The organism is Rhodanobacter sp. KK11, assembly GCF_033345435.1.
GTDB lineage: Bacteria > Pseudomonadota > Gammaproteobacteria > Xanthomonadales > Rhodanobacteraceae > Rhodanobacter.
Genome location: NZ_JAWPMI010000003.1, coordinates 351731 through 376333 on the forward strand (window position 1 = coordinate 351731; position 24603 = coordinate 376333).

At 65.8% G+C, this 24603-nt stretch carries 30 protein-coding genes; 2 read left to right on the forward strand and 28 right to left on the reverse strand.

All coding sequences use genetic code 11. From position 1 onward, the window contains the following. Positions 1 to 89 precede the first annotated feature (89 nt). Positions 90 to 929, forward strand: a complete 840-nt coding sequence (locus tag R5H19_RS09565; protein WP_318158764.1) for a hypothetical protein — start codon at positions 90 to 92, stop codon at positions 927 to 929. Between the two features lie 118 nt (positions 930 to 1047). On the opposite strand, the gene R5H19_RS09570 is transcribed toward R5H19_RS09565, so the two are convergent. Beyond that, positions 1048 to 2123, reverse strand: a protein-coding gene (locus R5H19_RS09570) for an IS3 family transposase (RefSeq protein WP_318158765.1) whose coding sequence is annotated in 2 segments (ribosomal slippage) — positions 1048 to 1868 and positions 1868 to 2123 — 1077 coding nt in all. Because the reading frame shifts where the segments join, the coding sequence is not laid out codon by codon here. A 271-nt stretch (positions 2124 to 2394) separates the two neighbouring features. Here R5H19_RS09570 and R5H19_RS09575 point away from each other — a divergent pair. Beyond that, positions 2395 to 2865 (forward strand): hypothetical protein, encoded by a 471-nt coding sequence (locus R5H19_RS09575; RefSeq protein ID WP_318158766.1) that lies wholly within the window; start codon positions 2395 to 2397, stop codon positions 2863 to 2865. 269 nt (positions 2866 to 3134) lie between these two features. On the opposite strand, the gene R5H19_RS09580 is transcribed toward R5H19_RS09575, so the two are convergent. The 27 genes from R5H19_RS09580 to R5H19_RS09710 form a co-directional block, all read right to left on the reverse strand. Next, positions 3135 to 3842: a sigma-70 family RNA polymerase sigma factor gene (locus R5H19_RS09580; protein WP_318158767.1), complete on the reverse strand. Its 708-nt coding sequence runs from the start codon at positions 3840 to 3842 to the stop codon at positions 3135 to 3137. 3 nt (positions 3843 to 3845) lie between these two features. Beyond that, the gene (gene fliP / locus R5H19_RS09585) at positions 3846 to 4598 is read right to left on the reverse strand and encodes a flagellar type III secretion system pore protein FliP (protein WP_318158768.1); all 753 of its coding nucleotides are present in this window, start codon (positions 4596 to 4598) and stop codon (positions 3846 to 3848) included. After that, complete coding sequence (locus tag R5H19_RS09590) at positions 4591 to 4932, reverse strand: flagellar biosynthetic protein FliO (RefSeq protein WP_318158769.1); 342 nt, start codon at positions 4930 to 4932, stop codon at positions 4591 to 4593. Before R5H19_RS09590 ends, fliP begins: the two co-directional genes overlap by 8 nt. A gap of 35 nt (positions 4933 to 4967) precedes the next feature. Further along, on the reverse strand, positions 4968 to 5282 hold the full coding sequence (locus tag R5H19_RS09595; protein WP_318158770.1) for a FliM/FliN family flagellar motor switch protein: 315 nt from the start codon (positions 5280 to 5282) through the stop codon (positions 4968 to 4970). Beyond that, on the reverse strand, positions 5279 to 5980 hold the full coding sequence (locus R5H19_RS09600) for a FliM/FliN family flagellar motor switch protein (RefSeq protein ID WP_318158771.1): 702 nt from the start codon (positions 5978 to 5980) through the stop codon (positions 5279 to 5281). Before R5H19_RS09600 ends, R5H19_RS09595 begins: the two co-directional genes overlap by 4 nt. 70 nt (positions 5981 to 6050) lie before the next feature. Next, positions 6051 to 7214, reverse strand: a complete 1164-nt coding sequence (gene flgF, locus R5H19_RS09605) for a flagellar basal-body rod protein FlgF (protein ID WP_318158772.1) — start codon at positions 7212 to 7214, stop codon at positions 6051 to 6053. A gap of 11 nt (positions 7215 to 7225) precedes the next feature. Beyond that, positions 7226 to 7648, reverse strand: coding sequence for a flagellar hook capping FlgD N-terminal domain-containing protein (locus tag R5H19_RS09610; RefSeq protein ID WP_318158773.1), 423 nt, complete (start codon positions 7646 to 7648; stop codon positions 7226 to 7228). Continuing rightward, entirely contained in the window at positions 7649 to 8536 is an 888-nt protein-coding gene (locus R5H19_RS09615; protein WP_318158774.1) for a hypothetical protein, read from the reverse strand. Further along, positions 8533 to 8964 carry a hypothetical protein gene (locus R5H19_RS09620; RefSeq protein WP_318158775.1) on the reverse strand — a complete coding sequence of 144 codons (432 nt, stop codon included), beginning with the start codon at positions 8962 to 8964 and terminating at the stop codon, positions 8533 to 8535. The genes R5H19_RS09615 and R5H19_RS09620 overlap by 4 nt, the downstream gene beginning before the upstream one ends. A 20-nt stretch (positions 8965 to 8984) precedes the next feature. Continuing rightward, positions 8985 to 10313, reverse strand: a complete 1329-nt coding sequence (locus R5H19_RS09625) for a FliI/YscN family ATPase (protein WP_318158776.1) — start codon at positions 10311 to 10313, stop codon at positions 8985 to 8987. Further along, the gene (locus tag R5H19_RS09630) at positions 10310 to 10957 is read right to left on the reverse strand and encodes a FliH/SctL family protein (protein ID WP_318158777.1); all 648 of its coding nucleotides are present in this window, start codon (positions 10955 to 10957) and stop codon (positions 10310 to 10312) included. The genes R5H19_RS09625 and R5H19_RS09630 overlap by 4 nt, the downstream gene beginning before the upstream one ends. Further along, a complete protein-coding gene (locus tag R5H19_RS09635; protein ID WP_318158778.1) occupies positions 10954 to 11406 on the reverse strand; it encodes a hypothetical protein in 453 nt (150 codons plus the stop codon). The genes R5H19_RS09630 and R5H19_RS09635 overlap by 4 nt, the downstream gene beginning before the upstream one ends. Further along, positions 11403 to 12788 carry a flagellar basal-body MS-ring/collar protein FliF gene (gene fliF / locus R5H19_RS09640; protein ID WP_318158779.1) on the reverse strand — a complete coding sequence of 462 codons (1386 nt, stop codon included), beginning with the start codon at positions 12786 to 12788 and terminating at the stop codon, positions 11403 to 11405. Before fliF ends, R5H19_RS09635 begins: the two co-directional genes overlap by 4 nt. Before the next feature lie 4 nt (positions 12789 to 12792). Next, a complete protein-coding gene (gene fliE / locus R5H19_RS09645) occupies positions 12793 to 13086 on the reverse strand; it encodes a flagellar hook-basal body complex protein FliE (protein WP_318158780.1) in 294 nt (97 codons plus the stop codon). After that, the gene (locus R5H19_RS09650; protein ID WP_318158781.1) at positions 13083 to 13454 is read right to left on the reverse strand and encodes a flagellar basal body rod C-terminal domain-containing protein; all 372 of its coding nucleotides are present in this window, start codon (positions 13452 to 13454) and stop codon (positions 13083 to 13085) included. The genes fliE and R5H19_RS09650 overlap by 4 nt, the downstream gene beginning before the upstream one ends. 4 nt (positions 13455 to 13458) lie before the next feature. Beyond that, positions 13459 to 13821, reverse strand: coding sequence for a hypothetical protein (locus R5H19_RS09655; RefSeq protein WP_318158782.1), 363 nt, complete (start codon positions 13819 to 13821; stop codon positions 13459 to 13461). Between the two features lie 10 nt (positions 13822 to 13831). Continuing rightward, the gene (locus tag R5H19_RS09660; RefSeq protein ID WP_318158783.1) at positions 13832 to 14950 is read right to left on the reverse strand and encodes a flagellar basal body P-ring protein FlgI; all 1119 of its coding nucleotides are present in this window, start codon (positions 14948 to 14950) and stop codon (positions 13832 to 13834) included. Continuing rightward, positions 14947 to 15486: a flagellar basal body L-ring protein FlgH gene (locus R5H19_RS09665; RefSeq protein ID WP_318158784.1), complete on the reverse strand. Its 540-nt coding sequence runs from the start codon at positions 15484 to 15486 to the stop codon at positions 14947 to 14949. Before R5H19_RS09665 ends, R5H19_RS09660 begins: the two co-directional genes overlap by 4 nt. A 58-nt stretch (positions 15487 to 15544) precedes the next feature. Further along, entirely contained in the window at positions 15545 to 16249 is a 705-nt protein-coding gene (gene flgA, locus R5H19_RS09670; RefSeq protein WP_318158785.1) for a flagellar basal body P-ring formation chaperone FlgA, read from the reverse strand. A 5-nt stretch (positions 16250 to 16254) separates the two neighbouring features. Further along, complete coding sequence (locus R5H19_RS09675; protein WP_318158786.1) at positions 16255 to 17022, reverse strand: flagellar hook-basal body complex protein; 768 nt, start codon at positions 17020 to 17022, stop codon at positions 16255 to 16257. An 11-nt stretch (positions 17023 to 17033) separates the two neighbouring features. Then, positions 17034 to 17708, reverse strand: a complete 675-nt coding sequence (locus R5H19_RS09680) for a flagellar hook basal-body protein (protein ID WP_318158787.1) — start codon at positions 17706 to 17708, stop codon at positions 17034 to 17036. Between the two features lie 16 nt (positions 17709 to 17724). Beyond that, complete coding sequence (gene flhA, locus R5H19_RS09685; RefSeq protein WP_318158788.1) at positions 17725 to 19788, reverse strand: flagellar biosynthesis protein FlhA; 2064 nt, start codon at positions 19786 to 19788, stop codon at positions 17725 to 17727. Further along, positions 19785 to 20858: an EscU/YscU/HrcU family type III secretion system export apparatus switch protein gene (locus tag R5H19_RS09690; RefSeq protein ID WP_318158789.1), complete on the reverse strand. Its 1074-nt coding sequence runs from the start codon at positions 20856 to 20858 to the stop codon at positions 19785 to 19787. Before R5H19_RS09690 ends, flhA begins: the two co-directional genes overlap by 4 nt. Before the next feature lie 4 nt (positions 20859 to 20862). Continuing rightward, the gene (locus R5H19_RS09695) at positions 20863 to 21624 is read right to left on the reverse strand and encodes a flagellar biosynthetic protein FliR (RefSeq protein ID WP_318158790.1); all 762 of its coding nucleotides are present in this window, start codon (positions 21622 to 21624) and stop codon (positions 20863 to 20865) included. A gap of 2 nt (positions 21625 to 21626) precedes the next feature. After that, the gene (locus R5H19_RS09700; protein ID WP_318158791.1) at positions 21627 to 21890 is read right to left on the reverse strand and encodes a flagellar biosynthetic protein FliQ; all 264 of its coding nucleotides are present in this window, start codon (positions 21888 to 21890) and stop codon (positions 21627 to 21629) included. An 11-nt stretch (positions 21891 to 21901) separates the two neighbouring features. Beyond that, on the reverse strand, positions 21902 to 23035 hold the full coding sequence (locus R5H19_RS09705; RefSeq protein ID WP_318158792.1) for a tetratricopeptide repeat protein: 1134 nt from the start codon (positions 23033 to 23035) through the stop codon (positions 21902 to 21904). A gap of 157 nt (positions 23036 to 23192) precedes the next feature. Next, positions 23193 to 23951, reverse strand: a complete 759-nt coding sequence (locus tag R5H19_RS09710) for a transposase (RefSeq protein WP_318158793.1) — start codon at positions 23949 to 23951, stop codon at positions 23193 to 23195. Positions 23952 to 24603: the final 652 nt, after the last annotated feature.

The following is a 24603-nucleotide window of genomic DNA, read 5'->3' on the forward strand; positions in this document are numbered from 1 at the left end:
AACAACAGAGCATTTCCCGCTGTCTACGCCGGCCTCATGTTCTCTCTCGGGCAAAGAAGAGTGGGTTGGTGTGATGGTCGAATGGGACGATGTACATCGTCATCTTGACAGAAAAATTCGAGAGAGCTGCGTTTCAGCCAAAGCAAGGAAGTGCGGAAAGCATGAGCAAAGTTACCATCAAGAGAGTACTTATCCCGGACGAGACCTTCGAGCGATCAGCCATTCTGAAAGCGCTTCAAGAGCTGTTGCATGAAGTCTTGCAAGACTCGGCTCTGAGGCAGTGCGTCCTTTACATTCCTACCAAGGGAGCCCTGCAAGGAACAACGCTCGAAGGCGCCCTCGGCACGAAGGCTTCCAAGGCGCTCCTTTCGAACAAGCGACTTTCCCTTGAAAGTAGTTCCCTGAGGCTAGAGACGGACGCCTCGTTTAAGGGCTATACGCCCTGCGACGCAGTGGTTGTGATCTATGCCGACCAGAAAATGATGGATAAGGTGGATTCCAACCCTCACCCGAAGTTGGTGATCTGTGTGCCTCACCTTCTTGAAGCCGTCGACAGCTGGAAGCGCTCGTGGGGGCCTATCACACCGAATAAGCCTCAAGAGGATTTCGAACCTATCGGCAACAAGGTAGTGGAAGCGGCACTACTGTCCATGACCTCACGCATCAACCTCGGCAGCCAGGTCCTCAGTTCACTAGACCAGGAATCCGTCAAGGATGCCTTTCGCATCCTTCGGGCGCACCGCCAAACCGAGGATCCGGGGAACATTCGGGCTTGGTGCATCAAGCATGGCTGGCACGCCAAGGCGGCCGATGAAGCGGTCAAATATTCGATCAAGGCCTTCGCACTTGCTTCCAAGCCTAGCCAGTATGGGAGGCATTGGGCGACCGACATTTATGAGCAGTGGGTTGAAGGCGCAGCCAAGGGCTGACGCCCATCCCGCCTGAAAACGGTTCGAGTAGCTCGCCTTCGTTCCATTCACTCTGATAGGTCCGCGGTGTGTCCGACGTCCCCCCGCTTTGAGTAGCGGGACGGTTTAGAGTCCGGGCTCACTTTAACTGCTTCGCATAGGCGGCGGGTGTCAGGCCGCCGAGCGCCTTCTTCGGTCGTTCCTCGTTGTATTCCCGCCGCCAGCTTTCGATCTCGGCACGCGCATGCAGCAGGCTGGGAAACCCATGCTCGTTGAGGCATTCGTCGCGCAGGCGGCCGTTGAACGACTCGATGTAGGCGTTCTGGTTCGGCTTGCCCGGTTCGATCAGCCGCAGCTGCACGCCACGCTCGTGCGCACAGGTGAGCATCGCCTTGCCGCAGAACTCCTTGCCGTTGTCGCTGCGAATCACCTTGGGCAGGCCGCGGCTGAGCGCCAGGCGATCCATCACCCGTGTCACGCCCAGGCCGGAGATGGCTCGCTCCACTTCGATGACCATCGCCTCGTGGGTGGCGTCATCGACGACGGTCAGGCACTTGATGACGCGCCCTTCGGCCGTGCGGTCGAACACGAAGTCCATCGACCAGACCTCGTTGGCTGCCTTCGGCCGGGCCAGTGGCTGTCGCTCGGCCGCGGGCACCTTCTTCCGCTTGCGTCGACGCACCTGCAGCTTGGCTTCCTGATACAGCCGTTCCACGCGCTTGTAGTTCACCAGCAGCCCCGCCTGTCGTAGCTTCAGATGGATCATTCCCACGCCATAGCGCTTGTGCCGCTGCGCCAGCGCCACGATGCGGTGCCGAAGCTCCCCGTTGTGATCCGGGCATGGCGTATAGCGATACGCGCTGGCGCTCATGCCCACGACCGCCAGCGAACGTCGCTCACTCAACCCCTTGTCGACCATCTGCCGCACCAGCTCGCGCCGCGCCGGTGCGCTCACCACTTTTTTCGCAGGGCGTCCTTGATGACCTCGTTCTCCAGCACCTGCTCGGCCAGCAGCCTCTTCAACCGCCCATTCTCCGTCTCCAGCTCCTTCAGCCGCCTGGCGTCGGGCACGCTCATGCCGCCGAACTTGCTGCGCCACAGGTAGTACGAGGCCTCGCTGAAGCCGTGCTTGCGGCACAGATCCTTCACCGGCATGCCGGCCTCCGCCTCGCGCAGGAAGCCGATGATTTGTTCTTCGGTAAATCGCTTCTTCACGTCCAATCTCCTTCGGATGGGGGATTGGACTCCAAACCGCTGTGCTACTCAAAAGCGGGGGGACGTCGTGTCTACGGTAACGTAAGGTAGCCGAAGTATCCTTTGAGTGTCGAAGGATCAGGCCGCTCCACTCGCGATAACCGTCTGAAATAGACCTCACGCGTCGACTTGGGCGGAGCCAACGAGTGCCATTCGAAAGTAAATTCTATCTATCTCGTGCCATGCGGTTGTGCTGAGTAAGATAAGGATGCCGCTCACAAAGGAACGCCAAATGTACGGTCCAATTAGCCTTGATAGTTTGCAAAAGCAACCGTTGCGTCGTAGTACCACCGGTCAATTTAATCTCTCGGAGTCGGGTCTCTTCCTGACCGGAAATTTCCACGGCCAGACCTGCTCATTCGCGTTGTTTGGTGATAATGCGTTCGTGGATGAATGGAACGACAAGACCGAGGTCGCAGTGCTTCCCTCGCTTCAACTTCAAGTCACCCTAGGCAGCCCATCCAGCGCACTTCCTGAAGATGGCCAGTGGCCACGGGGATGGATGGCCCTCCACAATGACAATCGCCTCAGAATCGCAATGGTGGTCCACAGTCTCGACACAGAGACAAGCTGCTGCTTCGTCGACCCGTTAACTGGGGAGATCAGATTGCATACGGACTTCCCGAATTCCCTGTGGTTCAAGAATTGGATCCTTTTTGCTGACAACGGAGAGCAGCACACCTACGAGTTGCTTCGGAGCTGAGGGGCGACTTGTACGCCAACACCCAATCAGCCGGTACGGGGCGGCGGATAGGCCATGAGCCAGTCAGTACATAGCCGGTGGCCAGTTGGGATCTGGACAGGATAGGCCTCCGGGAGTCGAAGGGTTTAACCTCCCCTACCCCCGATAACTTGGCCTAATCGCCCTACGGGCACCAGCGTCGATAACGACGCCGTGATACCTAACCTGATCATCGTGTCCGGAGAAGAAAGGCCACCTCAAAGCTAATTTTGCGGGAATGCTGTGCCCGCCTATCGGGCATCCACCGAATAGGACGTCTTCATGTGCGCCCGCATCGACTCGATCGCCTGACGATGGATCTGCGATATGCGGCCCTTCGTAAGCTGCATCTGACTGGCAATGTCGACGAATGGGACATGCTGAAAATAGTGCAATGTCAGCACCATGTGCTCCCGCCCAGACAACTTCCCAAGCGTGCATTTCAAGATCTCCGAGAGTTGTTCACGTACCGCTGTCGCATATGGGCCACGGTCGACATCGTCACGCCCATCCTCAAGCGAGGCGACTTCCAGCAAGTAGCCAATGCCCATCCCGACAGTCCAGGACGTGAAGGCCTCCAGCGGATCTGACTCGCCACCAGCAAGTGAAGATGATCGTTCTGCAAGAGCTTCCTGCGGGTGTCGAACATGCGAAGCGGAGGCGAGGTGGCGCAATCCATTGAACACCGAACCGCGTACCCGGTGCCTGGCGTAAGTACGAAAGTCGACGCCACGACCTAATTCGTAGTGGTCAATTGCCTCGATCAATCCGACCGTTGCGTTCTGTACATAGTCCGCCCACTCTGCGCCCCTGATGCGTGCCTTCAAGTAGACATCCCGCGCAACTAGGCGCGACCACGACACGTGCATCTGAATCAGCGCCTCGCGAGCTCTCTGCTCTCGCTGGTCGACCCAGCGGCTCCAAAGCTCCTTTTCGGGAATATTCAAGGTCGGCGACATGCGTCACGTCGGATGAAAGCTCGACAGCAGGGCTTGGGCAACCAACGACCAGCCATTGATGAGCAGGAACAGCAGTATCTTCAGCGGCAGGCTCACCGTGGACGGCGGCACCATGATCATGCCCAGCGCCATCAGGATCGCAGCCACCACCAGGTCGATGAGCAGGAACGGCAGGAAAATCACGAAACCGATCTGGAAAGCCGTACGCAGCTCGCTGAGCATGAAGGCGGGCACGAGTTCTAGCGCCGAGATGTCATCGATACTCCTGGGTGCAGGGTGACCAGCCATGCCGACGACAGCGAGCAGGTCCTCCTTGCGTGTCTGCCTGACCATAAAGACCTTGAGCGGCTGGAATCCCTTTTCCAATGCCACGGGTGCCGCAATCTCCTTGCGCAGGTAGGGATCCAGCGCGCTGGTCTTGGCTGTCTGCAGCACCGGTGACATCGTGAACAGAGTCAGGAACAGCGCGAGGGTCACCAGCACGCTGTTCGGCGGTGTCTGTTGCAGCCCCAGCGCACTGCGCAGAAGCGAAAGGACCACCACGATCCGCGTGAACGACGTGAGGCTGATCAGCAGCAACGGAACGATGGACAGCAGCGTGAGCAGCAGAAACGAGCGCAGGGCCGGGGAAAGATCCTGGGCCGAGGCCTTCGCCAGAAGGTCCTGGAGCGGATCGGCCATCGCCGTTGCAGGCAGCCACGCCGCCAGCACGACCAGTGCGGCCAGTACCCATGCCCTGAGCGGGAATTTACTCATGCCCTTCACCCGGCGCCGCGTTTCCTTCGGGCAACGCATGCAGGCTCACGTGCCTGGATGACTCGACCACTACGAAGCGCGAGCCATCGACTTCGACGACGTAGGCATGCGAAGACTGCCCGAGGCGGGCCTGCCCCAGGACGCGGGGAGCATTCCGGCCCGGCTTACTGCCACCACCCGCCATCATCGACCAGCGCTGCAGCCAACCCCGCTTGCGCACCCACAGCAGCACGCCAACGGTGACCGCCAACAATGCGATGGTCGCCCCGAACACCGACAAGGCCTTGCCGGCCGTGATCGCCGACTCGGTGCGGTAAGGGATGGATGGCGCCACGGTAACCCCAGCGCCCAGCAGCCTGGAGCATGTGTTCATTCGGCGAGGTCGGTGATCCTGAGGCCAAAGCGGTCACCCACGGCGACCAGGTGCCCGCGACCGATGACCTTGCCATCCAGCTGAAGCTGGACCGGCGCGTCGAGCTCGGTGTCCAGGGTCAGCGTGTCGCCCTGGGCCAGCGCGAACAGTTCCTTGACGGTCAGGGTGGTCTGGCCCAATACGATTTCCAGCTTCACCGACACGTGATTGAGAAGAGCCAGGTCGCGCTGGATCACGGGCTCCGCCTTCCCACGCCTGGCGACAGGGAGTTCGGGCAACTCGATAGTCTCGACGAGCGTCGCGGTGTTCATACGTTTTCCTGCTGTGATGATGGTTGAACCAGGGCGATGGCCAGACGGTTGCCGATGCGCCCCATGCGCGCGTTCCACACCGGCGCCGACCCGGGTGCCGATACCCGGATCGGCGTTTCGAGCGGACATTCGCCGACGAGCACTTCGCCCACGCGCAGGTCGGCAAGCTCGCGCATGCTGATCGATCCGAAATCGAGTCCGGCGGTCAGGCGTACGGAGGCTGTCCCGGCCGCATCCGCCCGCAGCTGCAGCGATCGACCGGTAGGGGAAGGCGTGGATGGGCAGACGGCGTCTACCGCATCGCGCGACAGCGCCAGGTTGACGGCAACGCCACCTACTTCGAATACGGCGCCGACCGCGCCCAATTCCTCGCGCGTCAGGTCTCGCGGCCAGGCGTCAGCACCGTACTGGGCTACCGTGCCGCTCCCTGCCAACTGGCCCATCCGCTGCGTGAGATCCTCGAGCGCCGCCCTGCCCACGTCGCACGACAGCGTGGCGGTGCTTCCGCGGATGTCAGCGAGCCAGTTGCCGAATCGCGCTAGGTCGTTGCGCACAATGGCCACCATGAGGCAGGCGTGATCGACGCCAGCCTGCAGCACACAGGCGTCGCCGAGTGGGGGCGAAACGATCGGCGCCCCTTCCACCGGAGGCGCCGCACCGTCGTGGGCTACCTGCCAGTCGGCCAGCCAGGCCTGCACGCACGCGGCGATCCTCCCGTACAGGACCGTGCGACGGGTGGAGCCCGTCCAACCGAAACGAACCGACACGTCAGCTGCCGCGCGTAGAGTCATAGAGCTGCTGCAGCATGTCGTTAGTTACCGTCATGACGCGGGAGTTGGCCTGGTAACCGCGCTGGATGACGATCATGTCGGCCAGCTCCTGGGTCAGGTCCACGTTGGACATCTCCAGGCTGCCGCCAGTGATCGTGCCGAACAGGCCCTCGCCTGCCCCGCCCAGCTGTCGTTGCTGGGCCGGACTGCCTTCGTAGAGGCGGCCATCGAGCAATTCGAGCGAACTCTCGTCGGCAAAGGCGGCCAGTGCAACGCGTGCGCCCTGGCGGGTCTCCTGATCGCCGTACTTGAGCTGCAGCACGCCGCTCTTGTCGAACGAATACGACGCCACGCCGACCACCGAATGGCCGTCCTTGGGCGAAGCGACCAGGTTCGAGGCGATACCGGCATAGCTGGTGGCGCCGCTTAGGGTTCCGGCGGCGCCGAAGTCCAGCGTCACGGGCTGGGTCTGGCCCGCCAGCGTCAGCGAGACGGCCAGGCTGTTGTAGCCGGCCATGATCGACCCGTCGGTGTTGAAACGGATCTCGCCGTCGACCACCGACTGCCCGTTTGCGTCGAGCAGGGTCACCTTCCAGCTTCCGGGCGTGGTGGCGCTGTCGTTGGTCAGCTTCGCGCTGTACGTGTGGGTGTTCCCGCTTGCGTCGTAGACCGTCAGGCTGCTGACGGTGAAATCGGTATCCTGGGGAGAAAGGTTGCCGGTCACAGCGACCGTCGTGGTCGCCTCCGCGGGCAGCGAGCGCAGCTTGTTGATGCTGATGTCGGCGAGGTTGCCGTTCTCGTCGATGCCCTGCACATGGAACTGGTTGACGGTATCGACCAGGTAGCTCTGGGCGTCGAACTGGAACTGCCCGGCACGGGTATAGGAGTACTTGCCCGTAGAAGGATCGCGCAGCACGAACAGGCCCTCGCCGGTGATCGCCAGGTCCGTGGCGTTGCCGGTTTGCTCGATCTGGCCTTCGCTGGTGCGGATGCCGGTGCCGTCGATGCGGGTGCCGTTCTCGCCCATGACGTTCTCGAAGAACGAGTCCTTGCCGCGAAACCCCGGCGTGTTCATGTTGGAGATGTTGTTGCTGATGGTGTCCAGGCTTTTGGAGAAGGCGAAAAGCCCGGACAGGCTGTTGTAGAGCGATTGCAGCGGCATGGCCTTGCTCCTCAGGGAGTGATCTGCTGGATCTGCGACATGCGGATGCCAGTCACCGTATTGGACGTCGAGGTCGCGACCGACAGCGAGGCGCCGCTGGCGTCGAACTGGATGGCCGTCACCCGGCCCGTCGACACCGTGGCGCCGTCGGGGCTGGTGAACTGGACGGTGTGGTTGAGCAGGCCCAGCGACTGCCCGCTGGCCGAAAGCATGAGCAGATTGTCCACACCCTGCACCGTCTGCTGCTGCTGCTGGATGCCGACGAACTGCGCCAGCTGGGTGAGGAACTGGCCGTTGTCCATCGGCTGCATCGGATCCTGGTATTGCAGCTCGTTGACGAACAGCTTGATGAAGTCCTGCTCGTTGATCTTCGAATTGGCGGGAAGCGCAGCATCCTGCGTCTGCAGCACGCTCCCGATCGCGTCTACGGCCATTCAAACGTCTCCTTGGAATGATTCCGCATGCCAGACGACCGTGCCGTTCACCATCACGCGGTCGAGCGCAATGCCTTCTTTCAGTGCCAGTTGCCGCAGTTGCGCGACCAGCGGTTGTACGGCTTGCGACGGCAACGCGTAGTCGCGTATCCACAGCGAGGTCCTGCCGTCGGACTTCCCGCTGAGGCGCAGCAGGCGCTCCGGCCAGGGTTGATTCGCCGCGGCGAACGGACCCAGCGTCCGCGCCAGCCGCTCGACAGACCGTGTGGTCGTGCCGGCCACGCTGTCCATGCCTTCCACGACGACCGGCCATGGAGTCGCCACGGCGAAATGTCGGTCGCCCGCCGCCGGCACCGCAACCAGCCCAGTCGTGGAGTCGGGCACTTCGGCGGCAGGCGCCTGTCCGACCGCCGCAGAAACCACGGCGTGGCGCTCGTTCAGTATGCCCGCACCTGGGACGTCGGCAATGAAGGAAAGGTAGCCGTTGGCGAAACCGTGCTGCTCGAACACCCTCGCGCAAGCCACTGTCCCAGTACTGGCAGAAGGCACGCAGTGCGTGGCCAGCAACGACAGGACGCCGCCAGCCCCCCGCAAGTCCGGCGCTTCCGCGAATACTTCATCCACGTTCTCGCGCTCGTCGGGGTACTTGAGCGCCTGACCCTGTACCTGTGGCTGAGGTCTCACGACATCGCGAGCGGTCCAGGTAGCTGAAGGACTCTTGCTATCACGGGGCAAACCCCTATCCTGGCGACTTCCCTTTTCTGGCGCGTCGTGTTTGCCCGCAAGCAGATGATCGAGGAAATTCTGTGATTGCCCGCGATTCGCTGGCGGGTTCTGCGACGCGCACGCGCGCGAAGTGTGCAGAGTATGAGCGTCGATCTGGGTCATGCGGCCTCCGTGCGCCGATAGGCCAGCCAGGCCTCGGTGGCGATATCGAGTTGGCGCATGTCATCGACCTGCCGATGGCGGTTCATGGTGGCCCCCGTCCTCTCATCCAGCATCTCCCGGCGGCGCATACGCCCGCTGGCAACGTTCGTGCGGTCTACAACCTGTTCCTCGCATTCGCCCAATCGCGCGCGTTCGCTTACCAGCGTGGCCTGGACGTGCGCGGACAGTTCCTGCAGCAATGGAAGTCGCGCCAGGGCAATGGCGGGGCCACGCAATGCGTCATGCAGTGCCGCATCGGAGCGGTCGACGCACAGCTGGGCCTCGCAGGTGCGTGCCCGTTGCGCGTCCTCCTGTTCGATGGCTTTCGCCAGCGCCTGCCTGGACTGGATCTCGCGAACCCGCGCCACGCGCGCCATCAGCGCAAGCATGCGGACGTCCCTGTGCGTCGTCATGCGTGTGCCTCCGCTGGGCCGATGGCAGCGGCAAGCATCGCCAGAGCCTGCGTGCGCGTACTATGCTCGCCCGGATTCTGGCGCAGCAGGCGTTCCAGTGCCGGCAGCACGCGCACGGCGTCGTCCAGCACCGGATCGTGGCCGCTTTGGTAGGCGCCCATGCTGATCAGGTCGCGCGAACGCTCGTAGGCAGCCAGCAGTGCGCGGGTGCGTGTCGCCAACTCTCGTTCCTCGGGCGAGGCCACCCGGCCCATCAGGCGGCTGATGCTACGAAGCACGTCCACGGCCGGCAACTGGCCGCGGTCGGCGAGCTCGCGGGCCAGCACGATGTGTCCGTCCAAGATCGCACGCATGTGATCGGCGATGGGCTCGTTCATGTCGTCGCCCTCCACCAGCACGGTGTACACCGCCGTGATGGAGCCGCCGCTGCGCAGCCGGCCGCAACGTTCCAGTATCCTCGGCAGCCAGGTGAACACCGAGGGCGGATAGCCGCGCGACGCGGGCGGTTCGCCGGCCGCGATGCCGATCTCGCGCTGCGCCATGGCGAAGCGCGTCATCGAATCGACCACCAGCAGTACGTCCAGGCCCTGGTCGCGGAAGTATTCGGCGGTCGCGTGGGCGGCATGCACGGCGTGGATGCGTAGCAGCGGCGGCTGATCCGCGGTGGCGGCCATCACCACGGCGCGGGACAGCCCCTCGTCACCCAGCGACTCGGCGACAAAATCGCCTACCTCGCGCCCGCGCTCGCCAACCATCGCGACCACGATCATGTCGGCCTTCGCCTGTCGCGTCAGCATGCCGAGCAGCGTGCTCTTGCCGACGCCGCTGCCGGCGAAGATTCCCACGCGTTGGCCACGGCCGAGCGTGACCAGGGTGTCGATCGAGCGGACGCCGGTCTCCAGCACGTCGCCGACCTCGGCGCGCTGCAGCGGCATGATCGGCGCATGATGCAACGGCACGTGCGCCGCATAGGCGATCGGGCCCTGGCCGTCGATGGGCTGGCCGAGCGCATCGACCACCCGGCCAAGCATGGCCTTGCCGACGGGCACGTCACGGCGGCGGCCGGCAACTCGTACCCTGCTGCCCACCGTAACCCCCTGCGCATCGCCGAACGGCATCAGCAACACCCGATCGTCGCGGAAGCCGATCACCTGCGCATCGAGCGAACGGCACCCTGCCAGGTCAATCGCACACAAGTCCCCGAGTGAGCTGCCGGGTCCGCGTGACTCCACCATCAGCCCGTTGCAGGCCGTCACGCAACCGCAATGCACACGGAAGGAAACATCGCGCACGGACTCGACCAGGCGCTGCGCCGTCCTGCTCATGCGCGCTCACTCGTGAGCGCGGCGGCGAGCGTCTCGCGCAGCCGGGCCAGTTGGGTGGCGAGGCCGGCGTCGATATCGCCCAGCGGCGAGTGCAGCAGGCAGGCACCCGGTGCCAGCGAGGCGTCGGCAACCAGCTCGATGCCTGGCGGCAGCTCGCCAAACGCCTCCCGATCGGAAGCGCTGACGCGCACCTGCGCGGACGGAACGTGCAGCGCGCGCAAAGTCTCGCGACAGGCTGCCTCCACCGCTCGGCGCTCGGCATGCAGGTGCCCGACGATCTGACGCACCGCGATTTCCGCAACGTCCGCGGCCAGCAGCTCCACCGCGTCGTGCTGTTGCGCGGTGGCCTGCGCAAACTGTTCGATGGCCTCGCGCAGGCTTTCTCGCCAACGCTGCTTTTCCACTTCCGCCTCGGCGAGTGCATCCGCGAGCTGCTGCAGCGATGCGCTGGCCTGCCGCTGGGCTTCCTTGCGGCCATCCTCCTCGCCGGCAGCGAAGCCCTCGAGATAGGCCTGCCTGTACATCTCTTCCGACTTGGCGGACGGCGCCTCGACTGCCGTGGTCGTCACCGGCGAGCGATCCAGCGGCCGTGCCGTGCTGCCGAGCAGGACGGCGGCGGTAGCGATCCTGCGCACGCCGCTCACAGGCAACTCCCCAGCGCCAATGCCCGCTCGCCACGCTGACGTACCAATTGCGCCAGCGCGCCCGCCAGTTTTGGCGGCAACGAGGCCGGGCCTTCGCGCAGTGCGCGCTCGACGTTCTCCTGGTCAACCGGTAGCTGCCCGGCCAGGTACAGCTCGCGATGGTCGAGCGCACAGGCGGTCAGAGTGCGGGCGACCCATGCCGGCGACAACCCGTCCAGGCCGGCAAGCAGCACGTCGGGCGTCGGCGGGTCCGGCCGCGCATCCTGTGCGGTGTGCAGAGCATCGCTCAATACGCCTCCATCGGCCTGCCCCAAGGCCCGCACCTGCCGCAGCAAGCGCTTCAACCGCCCCCGCCACCCAGCCGGCAACCGGCGTCGGATCCACGCGCGGTCGCTCGGGTGCAGGCTGGCAAGCAGGACTGCCGCCTGCCGCATGCCTTCATGATTCATGGCGCGCTCTCCGGTGCTTCGATCCACTGGCGGATGCGCACCAGCGCCTCCTGCCTTTCGGCCACGGTGAGTCGGCGCGGCTGCTTCTGGCGGAATACCGCCAGAAGCAGGAGAAGGAAAACGGTGCCGGCCAGCCCGCCACCGATCCAATACGCAAGCGCGGAGGTCGCAACGGTCCGCACTGGCCGAGCCGGCTGGGCGGCGGCGTGCGTCGTGGCCGGGTCCGGTGTGGCGGATACCTCCGCATGGGCTTCGGGGGCCACTGCAGGAGCGGTCGCAATGGCCAGTTCGACGCGATCGCCGCGGGACGGATCCAGGCCGATACCGGCCGCCACCACGCCGGACAATTCCTTGAACCGCGCCGCCGGCACCGTCACCGGCAGGACGATGCCCACGCTGATGCGCTCGATGCGCCCGGGCGCCTGCTCGATTTCTTCCTGCTCCGTGCCGTGCGCGTACTCGACCTCGCGGCTGGAGGCCATGTTGCCGCTGGTGCTGGCAGCCTGGGCGGGGGCCCGGTTGGAGTCGGTCTTCTCCCGCACCAGCACGCCATGGCCATCCTTGTCCTGGGCAAGCACGCGGTTGCCGACCCGCTTGACCCGGTCGTAGTTGAGCCTGACCGCAACCGATACGGTGAAGTCTTTGCGGTGCAGTGCACGGGCGAGCAGCGACGACGCCTGCGCCTGCAGCGAGGCCTCCAGCCGTGCAACCTGATCCTCGCGATCGGCCAGCATGTCCACGCCACCGGACAGGGCCGTACCCTGGTCGTCCAGCAGGGTTACGTTCGCCGGGTCGAGCCCCTCCACTGCCGAAGCGACCAGGCGCTGGATACCCGCGACCTGGTATGCGCCGAGCTTCTGGCGGTCGCGCAACGCAAGGCTGACGGACGCCTTCGAGCCCTCCTGGTCCTGCTCGAACAGGCCGGCATGATGGATGGTCAGGTGCACGCGTGCCGAGCGCACCTCGCGCATGGTCTGGATGGTGCGCTCCAGCTCACCCTGCAGCGCGCGCTGGTAGTTGATGCGCTGGGCGAATTCGGTGACGCCGTAGTCCGAATCCTTGAAGGCCTCGAAACCCACGCTGCCGCCGTGTGGGATGCCCTCGGCAGCCAACCTCATGCGCGTGGGATACACGCTCTCCCGCGGCACCAGCATGATCTTGTCGCCGTCCTCGAAGCGGTAGGGAATGCCCCAACCTGACAATGCCGCGCCGATCTCGGAAGCATCGGCAGGACGCATGTCGGTCGCCAGCACGGCATAACCCGGGTCCAGCGCCCACCAGGCACCGAGCCCAGCCAGCGTCAGGATACCGACCAGGCCCAGCGCAAAGAGCCAGCGTGCGCGGGACGTTGTATGAACAAGGAAGAAAGGCACGGCCGTCATCGCCTCAAAGCTGCATCTGAGTCAGTTGCTGGTAGGCCTCGACCGCGCGGTTGCGTACTTCCACCGCGAACTGCAGGTCCAGGCGGGCGCGCTCCATGGCGATCATCACGTCGTGCAGTGGAATGGCCTCGCCCGCCGCCATGGCGCGCAACGCATGGTCGCCGGCGTTGAGGCTGGTGTTGAGCGCACCCAGGCCCTCGCCAAGCAAACGGGAAAAGTCACCCGTGGAGTCGATCGGCCGCGGCGCGAGTTCTGGCACGGGCATGGCGCCCGTTACCGAAGTGATGGCGTCGATCATGCCTGGTCCTTGCCGATGTTGAGAGCGGATACAAGCATGTTCCGCAGCGTATTGAAGGCCCGCAGATTGGCCTCGTAGCCGCGGCTGGCCGAGACCAGCGTGCCCATCTCCGCGACGAGGTCGATCCTGGGGAAATGCACCATGCCGTTGGCGTCGGCCATCGGGTTGGCCGGATCGCGTACCAGCCGATCCGCGCCGTGGGCAAGGCCCAGCGCCGCGCCGAAGTCGCCACTGCGATCGGTGGCGGTGGGCTGGCCGGGCGCGATCGGCGTGTTGGCGACGGCGATGTCGCGCGAGGCGTTCTCGATGCGCGTGCGCTCGTAGTCCAGGCCGCTGCGGCTGACGGCAAACAAAGTGTCGTAACCCATGAATTTACTTCCCGCTGATCGCCAGTTGCATGAGCCCGAAATGCCGGCTTAACCCGTCCGTAAGGGCGCGGTAGGCCAACCCCTGGATGCTCAGTTCGGCCACCTGGTCGTCCTGGCTCGCCGCGTCGTCGGCGCCGGACTGCTCGATTTCGCCGCGCAGCGACTGTTGCGAGATGGCCTGCATGCGGGTGCCCGCGTCCGCGTCGCCCCTCTCCGCCGCAGCCAACGCGTCGAGCGCACTGGCGAAATCGGCCCGCTGCATCGTGGCGCCAGGGACGTTCGCGCGGGCAATGTTGGCGCCGGCTATCTCCGCTCGGACCTGGGCCAGGTCCAGCCCGAGGCGCACCGCTTCAGTCGTGATGTCCATGAGTTCCCCCTTACTGGATGACCAGCTCGCCGCGCAGTGCGCCAGCGGCCTTGATCGATTGCAGGATGCCGATCACGCCCTGCGTGTTGATGTGGATCGCGCGCAACGCTGCCACCAGCTCGGTGACGCTGGTGCCGCTCGGCATCGATACCGAGTGCGCCGGCGGCTCGTCGACCTTAATCGTGCTCTGCGGCACCACCGCCGTGGTGATGTTGCGCGAAGGCCGCACGTAAGCGCCCTCGGGCTGCGAGACGAGGAAATCCGTTTGCACCTCGATGCGCAGGTCGCCCTGCGTGATGGATACTGCGCCGATGCGTACGTCGCCGCCGGCCACCACGCTGCCGGTACGCTCGTTGACAACCACCCGGGCAACCTGGTCGGGCACGACCGACACGCTCTCGATCTGCGCAATGGCGCGTACCAGGCTTGCCGGTGGGCCAGGAAAGCGCACGGCGATCTTGCCCGCGTCCTGCGCAACCGCGCTCACGCCGGGGATGCTGCGGTTGAGCGATTCGGCCACCCGCTCGGCGGTGGTGAAATCGGGCTGGTAAAGCACCACGTCCAGGGTGCCGGGGTCGCCGCCCAGACCCAGCGGCGCCGCGCGTTCGATGGTCGCCCCGTTCGGGACGCGGCCCACGGTGGGATGGTTCTTCTGCGCCAGGCTGCCGAACGATTCGACCACGTAGCCGCCCACCGAGACCGGCCCCTGGGCCAGCGCATAGAGCTTGCCGTCCGGCCCTTCCAGCGGCGTCAGCAGCAGCATGCCGCCGGTGAGGCTGCGGGCGTCGCCCAGCGAGGACACTTCCACGTCGAGCTTCTGCCCGGATTCGGCAAAGGCCGGCAGCGTAGCGGTGACCATGACCGCCGCGACGTTGCGGGCGGACAGGTCGCCCGGGCCCACGTTGATGCCGTAGTGGCTGAGCGTGTTGGCGACCGATTGCACGGTCACGCGGTTCTTGGCCGAATCGCCCGAGCCCGACAGGCCGATCACGATGCCGTAGCCGGCCAGCGCATTGTCGCGCACGCCCTGGATGCGTGCGATGTCCTTCAGGCGTACGCTGGCGCCGTCCGCTCCCGCAGCCAGCGGCAGCAGCGCAAGCAGGATGCCGAGGAAATACGTGCCTCTCACAGCAACCTCAACCACTTCATGAAACGGTAGATGGCACCGTGGCGCTGGGCTTCGGATACGTCGCCCTGCCCGGTGAACTCGATTTGCGCGTCGCCGATCCGGTTCGACGGAATCAGGTTGGAGGCCAGGATGTCCTCCTCGCGCACCAGGCCGCTCAGTGCGATGCGCTGCTGCTCGCCGTTGATGATCACCGACTGCTCACCGCGCACATGCAGCAGGCCATCGGGCCCTACTTCGGTCACGCGCACCGCGAGCTGTGCCTGCAGAGTGCCGGCGCGCGAGGTCAGCCCCTCGCCCTGGTCGGAGCCGCCCATCCCGAAGCCGTAGGGGTAGGTGCCGCGGGGCGTACGGGCCTGCGCAGACAGCTTCAGGTCGTGCGAGCCGTCGGTGTTGGCGCTGACGCTCGCGTGCGCCGTCTCGACGACGACCACGGTCAGCATGTCGCCCAGGGCATGCGCGCGCCGGTCGGCGGTCAGCCCGCGGTAGGCGTCCGGCTGGATCAGCGAACCCGGCGCCGTCGCTTGCGACTGCGCCATGGCGGGTGCAGTGATCAGGCTTAGCACCAAGGTGGCCACAATGGCCAGGGAGAACGATTCAGCGCGCAACTTCGACCACTCCCTTGCCCGTTACCCGCGCCTGTACGGGGCTTTCCGCCCCGGCGGCGAGCACGGCGACCGTCTGGCCGGCGTCGCCAGCGCTCAATGCCGTGCCGCGCGTCTGCATGCGGACCGCCCCATAGCGAACCAGTACCGTGACCTGCTGGCGCGCATCGACATCCGGCAGCGGCTCGAAGTCCTCTTCAAGCACGGGCGCGCCGGCCAGCATCGCGCGGCGCAGGCGCTGCCCCTGCATGGCGGCCAGCGAGCGTGCTGGGTGGCCGTGCAACTGGGCCGTATCCACCTCTGCCATGCGAACCTGCACGGTCTGAGCGAGCGTGCCCTGTCCGGCATCAGCCGCATAAACGGCCAGGGACTGCATCGCCTTCACCGCAAACCACACGGTCTCGGTTCGTACCGGCCGCCCTGCGACCGACAACCGGACAGGCAGCGCCACCCGCGAACGCGGCCAATGGCCCGACGGCGCCGCCGCCCGGATCTGGAGGGAACCGGACGGCACCACCGCATCCGCCGGCTCGCCGACCACCTTCGCTTCCAGGCGCGTCCCGGATTCCAGCGGCAGCGCCTGTAGCGCCGCCCTGGCCGCATCGACGATGCGCGCGGCAGCCACCGTCTGCTCCGCCGCGTGGACGGGCAGGACCGGGGCAAACAGGAACAGGAGGGGGACGACCAGGGAACGCATCGCGATCAACGGCGCAGGTTGTTGATGGTGTCCAGGATCTCGTCCGCCGCCTGCAGCACCCTGGCATTGAGCTGGTAGGCGCGTTGCGCCAGCACCAGCGAGGTCATCGACTGCACCATGTCGACGTTGGACTGCTCGACCATGCCCTGCGCGATCGTGCCGTAGCCGGCGTCCTGCGGATGGCCCAGAGTGGGATCGCCTGATTGCTCGGTGGGCACAAAGGCGTTGCCGTCGACCTGCTTGAGCCCTTCCGGCGAAGCAAACGTCGCCAGTTGGATCTGTCCCAGCTCGGTGGCCTGGGTGTCGTCGCCGAGCAGGGCCGTGATCCGCCCGTCGCTGCCGACTGATACCGAACGGGCATCGGGGGGAATCTGGATGCCGTCGGCGAGGCGGTTGCCGGTGACCGTGGCGAGATAGCCCTCGTTGTCCACGTGCAGTTGGCCGTCGCGCGTATAGATGTGGTTGCCGCCGGCATCGACGATTTCCAGGAAGCCCTGGCCGTGGATCGCCAGATCCAACGGGTTGCCGCTCTGGACCAGGGCGCCCTCGGTGAACACCGCCCGGGTGCCGAGCACCTCGATGCCCGCGTCTTTTCCTTCCGCGGACGCATCCTGTTGCACCTGCGCGGGCGACAGCGCCGCCACGTTGGCGAAGCTGACGTGGGATTGCTTGAACCCCGGCGTCTGCAGGTTCGCCAGATTGTTGGAAATGGTGTCGATCTGGGCCTGCGAGCCCTGCAGCCCGGAAGCCGCGATGTAGAGTGCGTCGATCATGGGAGGTTCTCTCAGCTGTTCTCGCCGATGTGGTTGATGCCGGCCTGCAGCACCTGGTCGTAAGCCTCCATCGCGTGCTGCAGCGACTGGGCATGACGGGTGATTTCCATCAGCCGCACCATCTCGTTGCCGGGGTCGACGTTTGACTGCTCCAGCGCACCGGTGCGCAGCGTGCCGCTCCAGTCCTGCACGGGGCCGGCATAGGCGTACAGGCCGCTGCCGAGATCCTGCAGCCGCTCGGGCTGCTCGACGTCGACGATGCGCAGGCGATCGATCACGCGCCCATCCTCGACCACCGAACCGTCCGCGTGAATGCGCGCGGCAGGGCCAAGCGTGATCGGGCCGCCCTGCCCGAGCACCGGGTGCCCGGCCGGATCGACCAGTTGCCCCTGACTGTCGATGCCCAACTGGCCCGCGCGCATCAGCAGCGTGTCGCCGCCGACGTCCACCGTAAAGAAACCGGCGCCCCGTAGCGCGACATCCAGTGGGCGCCCGGTCTGTTCGAGCGCGCCATTGCCCATGTCCAGGCGCACCTGGGAGGCCGCCAGCGCGTTGCCGAAATCCGGCGTCAGCTTCTGTGCGCGATAACCCGGCGTGCGCAGATTGGCGATGTTCTGGCTCGCTACGTTGAGCGCGTCCACATCCTGGCTCAGGTAGCGGGTGATGCCTGCAATGGTGGTATCCATGGGTTCCTGGTTCTCCTCAAGCCGCTGCCGGAACATGGGCGGCGACGGTGCCGAAGGCGCGCACGACCGCATGGGTCGGCACCTCGCCGACCGCCAGTACGCTGACGTGCGGCAAGCTGCGCTGGATCAGCTGGCGCAGGGAGCGGCGGATGCTGCCGGGACACAGCAGCACGGGCAGCAGGCTGCGCCCCATCATGGCCTCGGCCTGGTGGGCCAGGCTCGACAGCAGGGCTTCCAGTTGCGCCGCGTCGTTGAGCAGCACCGCGCTGCCCTCGCGCTGGCGCACGGTGGCGACGATGGCGCGCTCCAGCTCCGGCGCCAGCGTCAGCACGTGCAGCTCGCCCTGTGCATTGCAAAGTTTCTGGCAGATGCCGGGGCCGAGCCGCTCGCGCACCCGCTCGGCCAGTTCGTCGGCCTGTTTGGTCGTCTTGCCAGCGTCCACCAGCACTTCCAGGATGGTCTCGATGTTGCGGATGCTGACCTGCTCGCGCAGCAGCTGCTGGAGCACCTTCTGGATGTCGGTGTAGGACATCACGCCGGGCACCAGCTCGTCGATCAGGGAGGCCTGCTGCTCGCGCACCCGCTGCACCAGGCGCTCGGTTTCGGCGCGGGTCAGCAGGTCCGCCGCGTGGCGCTTCATCAGCTCGTTCAGGTGCGTGACCATGACGGTTTCGGGGTCGACCAGCGTGTAGCCGGCACCGCGCGCGAACTGCCGCTGCGCCGGGTCGATCCACAGCGCCGGAAGACCGTAGGCCGGATCGCGGGTTTCGCGCCCTTCCAGCCGTGCGCGCTTGCCGCCGGGGTTGATCGCCAACAGTGCGTCCAACCGCAGTTCTCCCTGCCCCGCCCGTGCGCCCTGCAGGTGGATCTCGTAGGCCTGTTCGCCGACCGGGCGATCCTGCCGCACCTGCACGGTAGGCATCACGAAGCCGAAATCGAGCGCGAACTGCTTGCGGAACAGCGCGATGCGCTCGGTCACGTCGAGAGACTTTTCGCGGAACCCCGCCGCCAGCGCGCTGCCGATGCGCAGCTCGATGGCATCGACCTGCAGCAGCCGGTAGAGATCCTCTTCCCGATTCGTAGGCAGCGCCGGTGGCTCCTCCGGCAGGGCCTCTTCCTTCTCGCGGTTGCGTGCGGCCATCCAGGCCACCGCCACCACCATGGCCAGCACGACGGCCACCGGCCAGGCCGGCAGGCCTGGCAACACCAGCAGCCCGCCCAGCGCCACCGCGACGATGGCCAGCGTGCGCGAATTGGAAAGCACCTGGCGCGCGATCTCCGTGCCCAGCTGCGCATCGGTGGCAGCGCGCGTGATGATGATGCCGGTGGCGACCGCGATCACCAGCGAAGGAATCTGCGTGACGATGCCGTCGCCGACCGTGAGCAGCGTATAGCGCTGCGCCGCATCGCCCCATGCCATGCCCTGCTGCACCATGCCGACGGTGAGTCCGCCGACGATATCGATCAGGATGATCACGATGCCGGCGATCGCGTCGCCCTTGACGAACTTGGTGGCGCCGTCCATCGCGCCGTAGAAGTTGGCTTCCTTCTCGATCTGGGCGCGGCGCCGGCGGGCCTCGTGCTCGTCGATCAGCCCCATGTTCATGTCGGCGTCGATGCTCATCTGCTTGCCGGGCATGCTGTCCAGGATGAAGCGGGCCGCCACCTCGGCCACGCGCTGCGCACCGCTGGTCACCACCACGTACTGGACCACCACCAGGATCAGGAACACCACCAGGCCGATCACGTAGTTGCCGGCCACCACGAACGAGCCGATGGCATGGATCACCCGCCCTGCCTCGCCGTGGCCGAGGATCAGGCGCGTGGCGGAAATGTTGAGCGCCAGCCGGAACAGCGTGGTGATCAGCAGCAACGACGGGAAAGTCGAGAAGCTCAGCGGCGTCTCGGTGAAAAAGGTGATCAGCAGCACCAGGAGCGCCATGCTGAAGTTGAGCACCAGCAGGAGATCGAGCAACGGCGAGGGAATCGGCGTGAACAGGATCACCAGGATCCCGATCATGCCGAGCACCAGCGCCAGGTCGCGCTTGCCCGTCAGCAGTTGGCGCAGCAACGAGGTCATGTGCGGATCCGGTTGCCGGGACGCGACATCAGCCAGCGGTATACCGGCACGAGATGGCCGAACAGCTCGGCCGGCACGGGCTCGTCGATGCCGCACTTGCGGAACAGCGCGCGTGCAAGCTCGGGCGAGCGCAGCATCGGCACGCCATGACGTTCGGCCAGCTTGCGCATGCGTGCGGCGACGCGGTCGCTACCCTTGGCCAGCACCACCGGCGCATGCATGGTGCGCGGGCGATAGCGCAGCGCCACGGCCAGGTGCGTCGGGTTGTTCACCACCACGTCGGCCTCGGCGACCCGGCCGACGGCGCGGGCGCGCTTGAGTAGTTCGGCGGAAAGGCGCCGCCGCTTGGCGCGGACTGCCGGGTCGCCTTCATGGCGCTTGGTCTCGTCCTTGATGTCGCGCCGGCTCATGCGCAATTTGCGCACGTACTCGCGGCGTGAGAAAAGCACGTCGGCAATCGCCAGCAGCAGCATCACTGCCAGCAGCCACATGGCCACCTTGTCGAACACCGCCAGGGTCAGCCGCGGCAACTGCCTGGGGCTGGCCGAGGCGACGGCGCCGACCACCTGCGCCAACTTGCCCATGGCGTACCAGGCCAGCAACGCCAGGGCGCCGGCCTTGACGCTGAGCTTCGCCAAATCCCACACCGTACGCATGCCGAACAGGCGCTTGACCGCCTGGGCCGGATTCATGCGCGTGAAGTCGGGCTTGAGCGGATGGGTGCTGAACACGAAACCGGCCTGCAGCACGTTGCCCGCCACCGCTACGACCAGAACGGCCAATACCAGCGGAACCAGTGCCTGGCCCACCGGCGCAAACGTCCCGGCGATCCAGTGCGCGAGCGCGCCACCGGCCGTCGGTGCGTTGCCTGCCAGCTGCAGGCAATCGCGCAGCGCTGCGGCACAGGCGCCGGCAAGCCGCCCCGCGCACACCGCCAGCGTCACGCTGAAAGCCAGCAGGATCAGCGTGCCGCCGAACTCCGCGCTACGCGGCACCTGCCCGCGCTTGCGCGCCTCCTGCAGGCGGAACGCGGTCGGTTGCTCGGTTTTGCTCTGCTCGCTCTCGGACACGGCGTCACGGCCCCCCGGTCGAGATGGCGCCGAACGCTTGCGAATACACCCGGCCGATCAGCTCCGGGGCATAGCGCAGGTCGGCGGCGAGCAGCAGGAAGGCCGCCGCGATCTTCAGCGGCAGCGCGACGAAATAGATGTTGGCCTGGGGCATCGAGCGGCTAGCAAAAGCCACCGCCAGGTCCACCCCCAGCAGGCCCAGGATCACCGGCGCCACCACGGCTAGGCCGAGAAGGAACTGGCTGCCCAGCAGGCTCACGAAGGCGCCCGGAGTGATGGCGAGAAAGGCGCTCCCCAACGGCGCGAAGCGCGTGGACGCAAGCACCCAGCGCAACAGGAACAGGTGCAGGCCGAGCGCGAAAAACACCAGCGCCGCAACCCACTGCATGGCCGTGCCGGTCATCGACTCCGCAGTCCGCATGGACGGATTGAAGATGCTCACCGCCGACGCTCCCGACTGCACGTCGACCACGTTCGCCGCCATGCCGATGGCCGCGCCCGGCAATACCACCGCCAGCGCCAGCGTCAGGCCCATCGCCATTTCGCCGAGCAGGGCCACGCCCAGCGCGATGGGCTGGTCGATACCGGCCAACCCCGTCTGGACCGGCGCAACGCCAGCTGTCAGCAACCCCACCGCCAGCAACAAGGCCAGTCGCACGAACACCGGTACGAACGCGAACGGCGTCAACGCCGGAACCGCCAGCACCGGCGTGAACCGCGCCGTGGCAAGCAGGAAACGGATGGCAATAAGCTCCAGTCCGGCCACGGCTACATCCCCGCCACCGAGGCGATCATCTGCCGGGCGAACGCCACCACCACCGACATCATCCAGGCCCCGAAGCCCAGGAACATGACCACCACCACCACCAGCTTCGGGATGAAGGTGAGCGTCATTTCCTGGATCTGCGTGACCACCTGCACGATCGAGATCAGCACGCCGACCACCAGCGTCGCAAGCAGGATCGGTGCCGAGACCTTGGCTGCAGTCAGCAGGGTCTGCGCAAGAAGGTGCATAGCGGTGTCGGCATCCATGCTCGGTCTCCTCAAGCCTCGACCATCCGCGCCCGCAAGCGGCGCAGGAACGCCAGCGGATCGGTGCCCTGCGAGGCAGGCGGCGTCTGTGCCAGGATCGGCGCCACCAGCGTGGCCGCCTCGTCATCCCTCCCATTCGCCAACAGAAGCAGCGCCTGGGCGTAGACCGCGCTGCGGCCGTTCGGATCGAGCCGACGCGCGCGTGCGATGGCTGCTTCAGCCTCCGCTGCGTTTCCGCGCAAGGCATGCAATACGGCGAAACCACCATGGGTTTCGCCGAAACTGCGGTCGAGCGCAAACGCCTGCTCGTAGCTGGCCTGCGCGCCCGCGAGATTCCCCAGCAGCAACTGACACCAGGCCAGTGCATGCCATGTACCGATGTGACCGGGCATGCGCACCACCGCCTGTTCCAGCAGGCGGCAAGCCTCCGGGATATTCGCTCCCAGCATGCACGCCTGGCCAAGGCCGGCCAACGCGCGCCCCGCATGCGGATGGCGGCCCACCACCCTACCGAAAGTGGCGACTGCCTCATCCACGCGCTGACTCCATAGTGCGAGCGTGCCGGTGGTGATGCTCGCCTCGAGCTGCGCAGGATCGCGTGACAACACCGCCAAGGCCGCCTGCCTCGCTTCGTCGAAGCGCCCCAAGTCCAGGAGCAGCAGGGCGCGAACGCCACCGGCTTCCACATCACCCGGTTGCCCGGTCAGGATTTCGTCAATGGCGGCGAGCGCTTCGTCCAATCGCCCCTGCCAGTGGAGCAGGCGTGCGTGCAGGCGCTGGACCTCCGGCAACGGCGGAAGCTGCCGGAGCGCTGGCTGCAATGCCTGATCGGCCAGCTCGATATGGCCCAAGGCGAACTCGGCATAGGCCAGGTCGTGATGGATCGTCGCAGCTTCGGCGCCATCGGCCAGCAGGCTGCGAAGGATGCTTGCGGCAGCAGCGGCATCACCGGCCTGCAAGTGTGCGCGAGCCTCGAGAAAGCGCAGTCCATGATCCGCCCGCACGCCGGGTGCCAGACCGTCGAGTACCTTGAGCGCCTGGTCGACGCGACCCGCAGCCAGCAGTCGGCCGATCAGGTCGGTAGCCAACACCGTATTGGAAGGATCTTTCCGGAGAAAGGCCTCAAGTTGGTCGAACTCGGGCATGTAATCCATCACTTCTTGCGCACGACTGCGTGCCCTGCCGTCGCGTACTGCGGCTTTCGCCTCATTCCATGGCGCCGATGCTTACCGACCAACGCCCCCCTGTTTATCCCGAACTGCTGCTTCCACCTGGTGCGAGCTGGAGCGTCCGAGATCCCGTTCACAAAGTCTCGACGAAGGCCAGCCAATCTGTCAAGAGAAAAGGGGACAGGAAAAATGACGCAAGCCTGTCGGTCGCCTTGGGCTTTTTGCGTGGCCTTCCCCGAGGCCGTGCGGGCCGATGCTCCCCGAGCACGGTAGCCACGCGCCGCAGGAACCGCTCGCTTCCCCACGCTCGGCCCTGCCGCGTGTGCATGTCCAGCGCCTCGTCGATCTCGTGGCTCTGCGCAACCAGTTCGCGATAGCGATGCAGGCGTTCGTCCGGGCTGACACCCAGTGCGACGTAGGCGGCATGCAGGCTGACCAGCGGGTCGTGTCGGCCGTGCGCGTTGTGCGCATGGCTGGACCAGGCATGATCGGCATGCAAAGTGTGGGGGCCGTGCCGTGCGCTCCGCTCGACATGGGCGCAGGTAAGCAGGATGTGTCGCTGTCCGCCTACCGGGCATGAAAGGTAACGGCCCCGCCAGCACGCGCCGCGGCGACCGTCACGCGCGTTGGCGTGCCGTGCGTAGGCCAATCCCACCCGCCGCATCATCCGCGCCACAGCCCCGGGCACCGGCCCGGTGACGAGGAGCTGCGTACGCGAGGGGGCGAGCGCATAGGCATGGATCTCGCAGCCGTCCCCACGGCTCGCTTCAGACAGATACTCCAGGTACGTCCAGCAATCGTCCGCGCAGGCGAAGGTCGGCGCATCACCCGCTCCGATCTGCATCACGTGCTGAGGTACGCCTGCGATATCCAGGCGGGCTAAACGGGGCATGCAGGAACTCCAGTGCAACTGATGGGGAATGCCAATCCCCAGGCTTGACCGACAGTTTAGGGGGGCGAGGACACGGGCGCACCTGAACCAGCCGTCGGATCGCCTGCGCGATGCTCTTCAGCGTGTCCCCGAACTGCACCACGTAGCCCGTGACCACCGCCCGGTCTCGCCAACAGCGAAGCCTTTCGCGACCTCCACGCCAACAGCCAAAGCGACACCATCGAACCCGGATGCAGCCCGCTGGATGCTCCCACCACCGAAGGCCTCTTCGCCGCCCTGTACTTCCTCATCGAGCAAACCGAACGGCCCAGCCAGCCACTCCTGCCCCAGCTCGCGCCGCTCCACCCGGGCGACGCGCCTTACTGAGCCCCAAGCGCAGACCACGCCGGGCCACCCACCAAGGTGCGCCCGGCAGGGCCGAAGGCTAGGCTTGCATACTCCATCGCGGCTGGCGCTCGTCTCGCCAAGGATCGTCTCGAACACCAGAGAGCCGAAGCGCGTTGTCCATGGCAAAACGGCCGCATCGAGCGCTTCTTCGGCACGCTCAAGGACACACTCCCGGTGAGCCATAACCGCACTTATCGACCATTTCGGATGGCGGTTGCTTCAAAAAAGGGCATCGCCGAAGATGCGTAAGGGCTATTTGGACAGC

Bases quoted from the DNA above. Each gene is read 5' to 3' on its own strand.
- R5H19_RS09665 (WP_318158784.1), bottom strand. From the start codon at position 15,486: ATGGCGCAGTCGCAAGCGACGGCGCCGGGTTCGCTGATCCAGCCGGAC.
- flgF (WP_318158772.1), bottom strand. From the start codon at position 7,214: ATGCCGCTGCAATCGCTCTACAACAGCCTGTCCGGGCTTTTCGCCTTC.
- R5H19_RS09615 (WP_318158774.1), bottom strand. From the start codon at position 8,536: ATGACCCAGATCGACGCTCATACTCTGCACACTTCGCGCGCGTGCGCG.
- R5H19_RS09635 (WP_318158778.1), bottom strand. From the start codon at position 11,406: ATGAATCATGAAGGCATGCGGCAGGCGGCAGTCCTGCTTGCCAGCCTG.
- R5H19_RS09705 (WP_318158792.1), bottom strand. From the start codon at position 23,035: ATGCCCGAGTTCGACCAACTTGAGGCCTTTCTCCGGAAAGATCCTTCC.
- R5H19_RS09625 (WP_318158776.1), bottom strand. From the start codon at position 10,313: ATGAGCAGGACGGCGCAGCGCCTGGTCGAGTCCGTGCGCGATGTTTCC.
- R5H19_RS09680 (WP_318158787.1), bottom strand. From the start codon at position 17,708: ATGGATACCACCATTGCAGGCATCACCCGCTACCTGAGCCAGGATGTG.
- R5H19_RS09650 (WP_318158781.1), bottom strand. From the start codon at position 13,454: ATGGGTTACGACACTTTGTTTGCCGTCAGCCGCAGCGGCCTGGACTAC.
- R5H19_RS09655 (WP_318158782.1), bottom strand. From the start codon at position 13,821: ATGGACATCACGACTGAAGCGGTGCGCCTCGGGCTGGACCTGGCCCAG.
- flgA (WP_318158785.1), bottom strand. From the start codon at position 16,249: ATGCGTTCCCTGGTCGTCCCCCTCCTGTTCCTGTTTGCCCCGGTCCTG.
- R5H19_RS09580 (WP_318158767.1), bottom strand. From the start codon at position 3,842: ATGTCGCCGACCTTGAATATTCCCGAAAAGGAGCTTTGGAGCCGCTGG.
- R5H19_RS09700 (WP_318158791.1), bottom strand. From the start codon at position 21,890: ATGGATGCCGACACCGCTATGCACCTTCTTGCGCAGACCCTGCTGACT.
- flhA (WP_318158788.1), bottom strand. From the start codon at position 19,788: ATGACCTCGTTGCTGCGCCAACTGCTGACGGGCAAGCGCGACCTGGCG.
- R5H19_RS09565 (WP_318158764.1), top strand. From the start codon at position 90: ATGTACATCGTCATCTTGACAGAAAAATTCGAGAGAGCTGCGTTTCAG.
- R5H19_RS09575 (WP_318158766.1), top strand. From the start codon at position 2,395: ATGTACGGTCCAATTAGCCTTGATAGTTTGCAAAAGCAACCGTTGCGT.
- fliE (WP_318158780.1), bottom strand. From the start codon at position 13,086: ATGATCGACGCCATCACTTCGGTAACGGGCGCCATGCCCGTGCCAGAA.
- R5H19_RS09620 (WP_318158775.1), bottom strand. From the start codon at position 8,964: ATGCTTGCGCTGATGGCGCGCGTGGCGCGGGTTCGCGAGATCCAGTCC.
- R5H19_RS09610 (WP_318158773.1), bottom strand. From the start codon at position 7,648: ATGGCCGTAGACGCGATCGGGAGCGTGCTGCAGACGCAGGATGCTGCG.
- fliF (WP_318158779.1), bottom strand. From the start codon at position 12,788: ATGACGGCCGTGCCTTTCTTCCTTGTTCATACAACGTCCCGCGCACGC.
- fliP (WP_318158768.1), bottom strand. From the start codon at position 4,598: ATGAGTAAATTCCCGCTCAGGGCATGGGTACTGGCCGCACTGGTCGTG.
- R5H19_RS09675 (WP_318158786.1), bottom strand. From the start codon at position 17,022: ATGATCGACGCACTCTACATCGCGGCTTCCGGGCTGCAGGGCTCGCAG.
- R5H19_RS09595 (WP_318158770.1), bottom strand. From the start codon at position 5,282: ATGAACACCGCGACGCTCGTCGAGACTATCGAGTTGCCCGAACTCCCT.
- R5H19_RS09710 (WP_318158793.1), bottom strand. From the start codon at position 23,951: ATGCCCCGTTTAGCCCGCCTGGATATCGCAGGCGTACCTCAGCACGTG.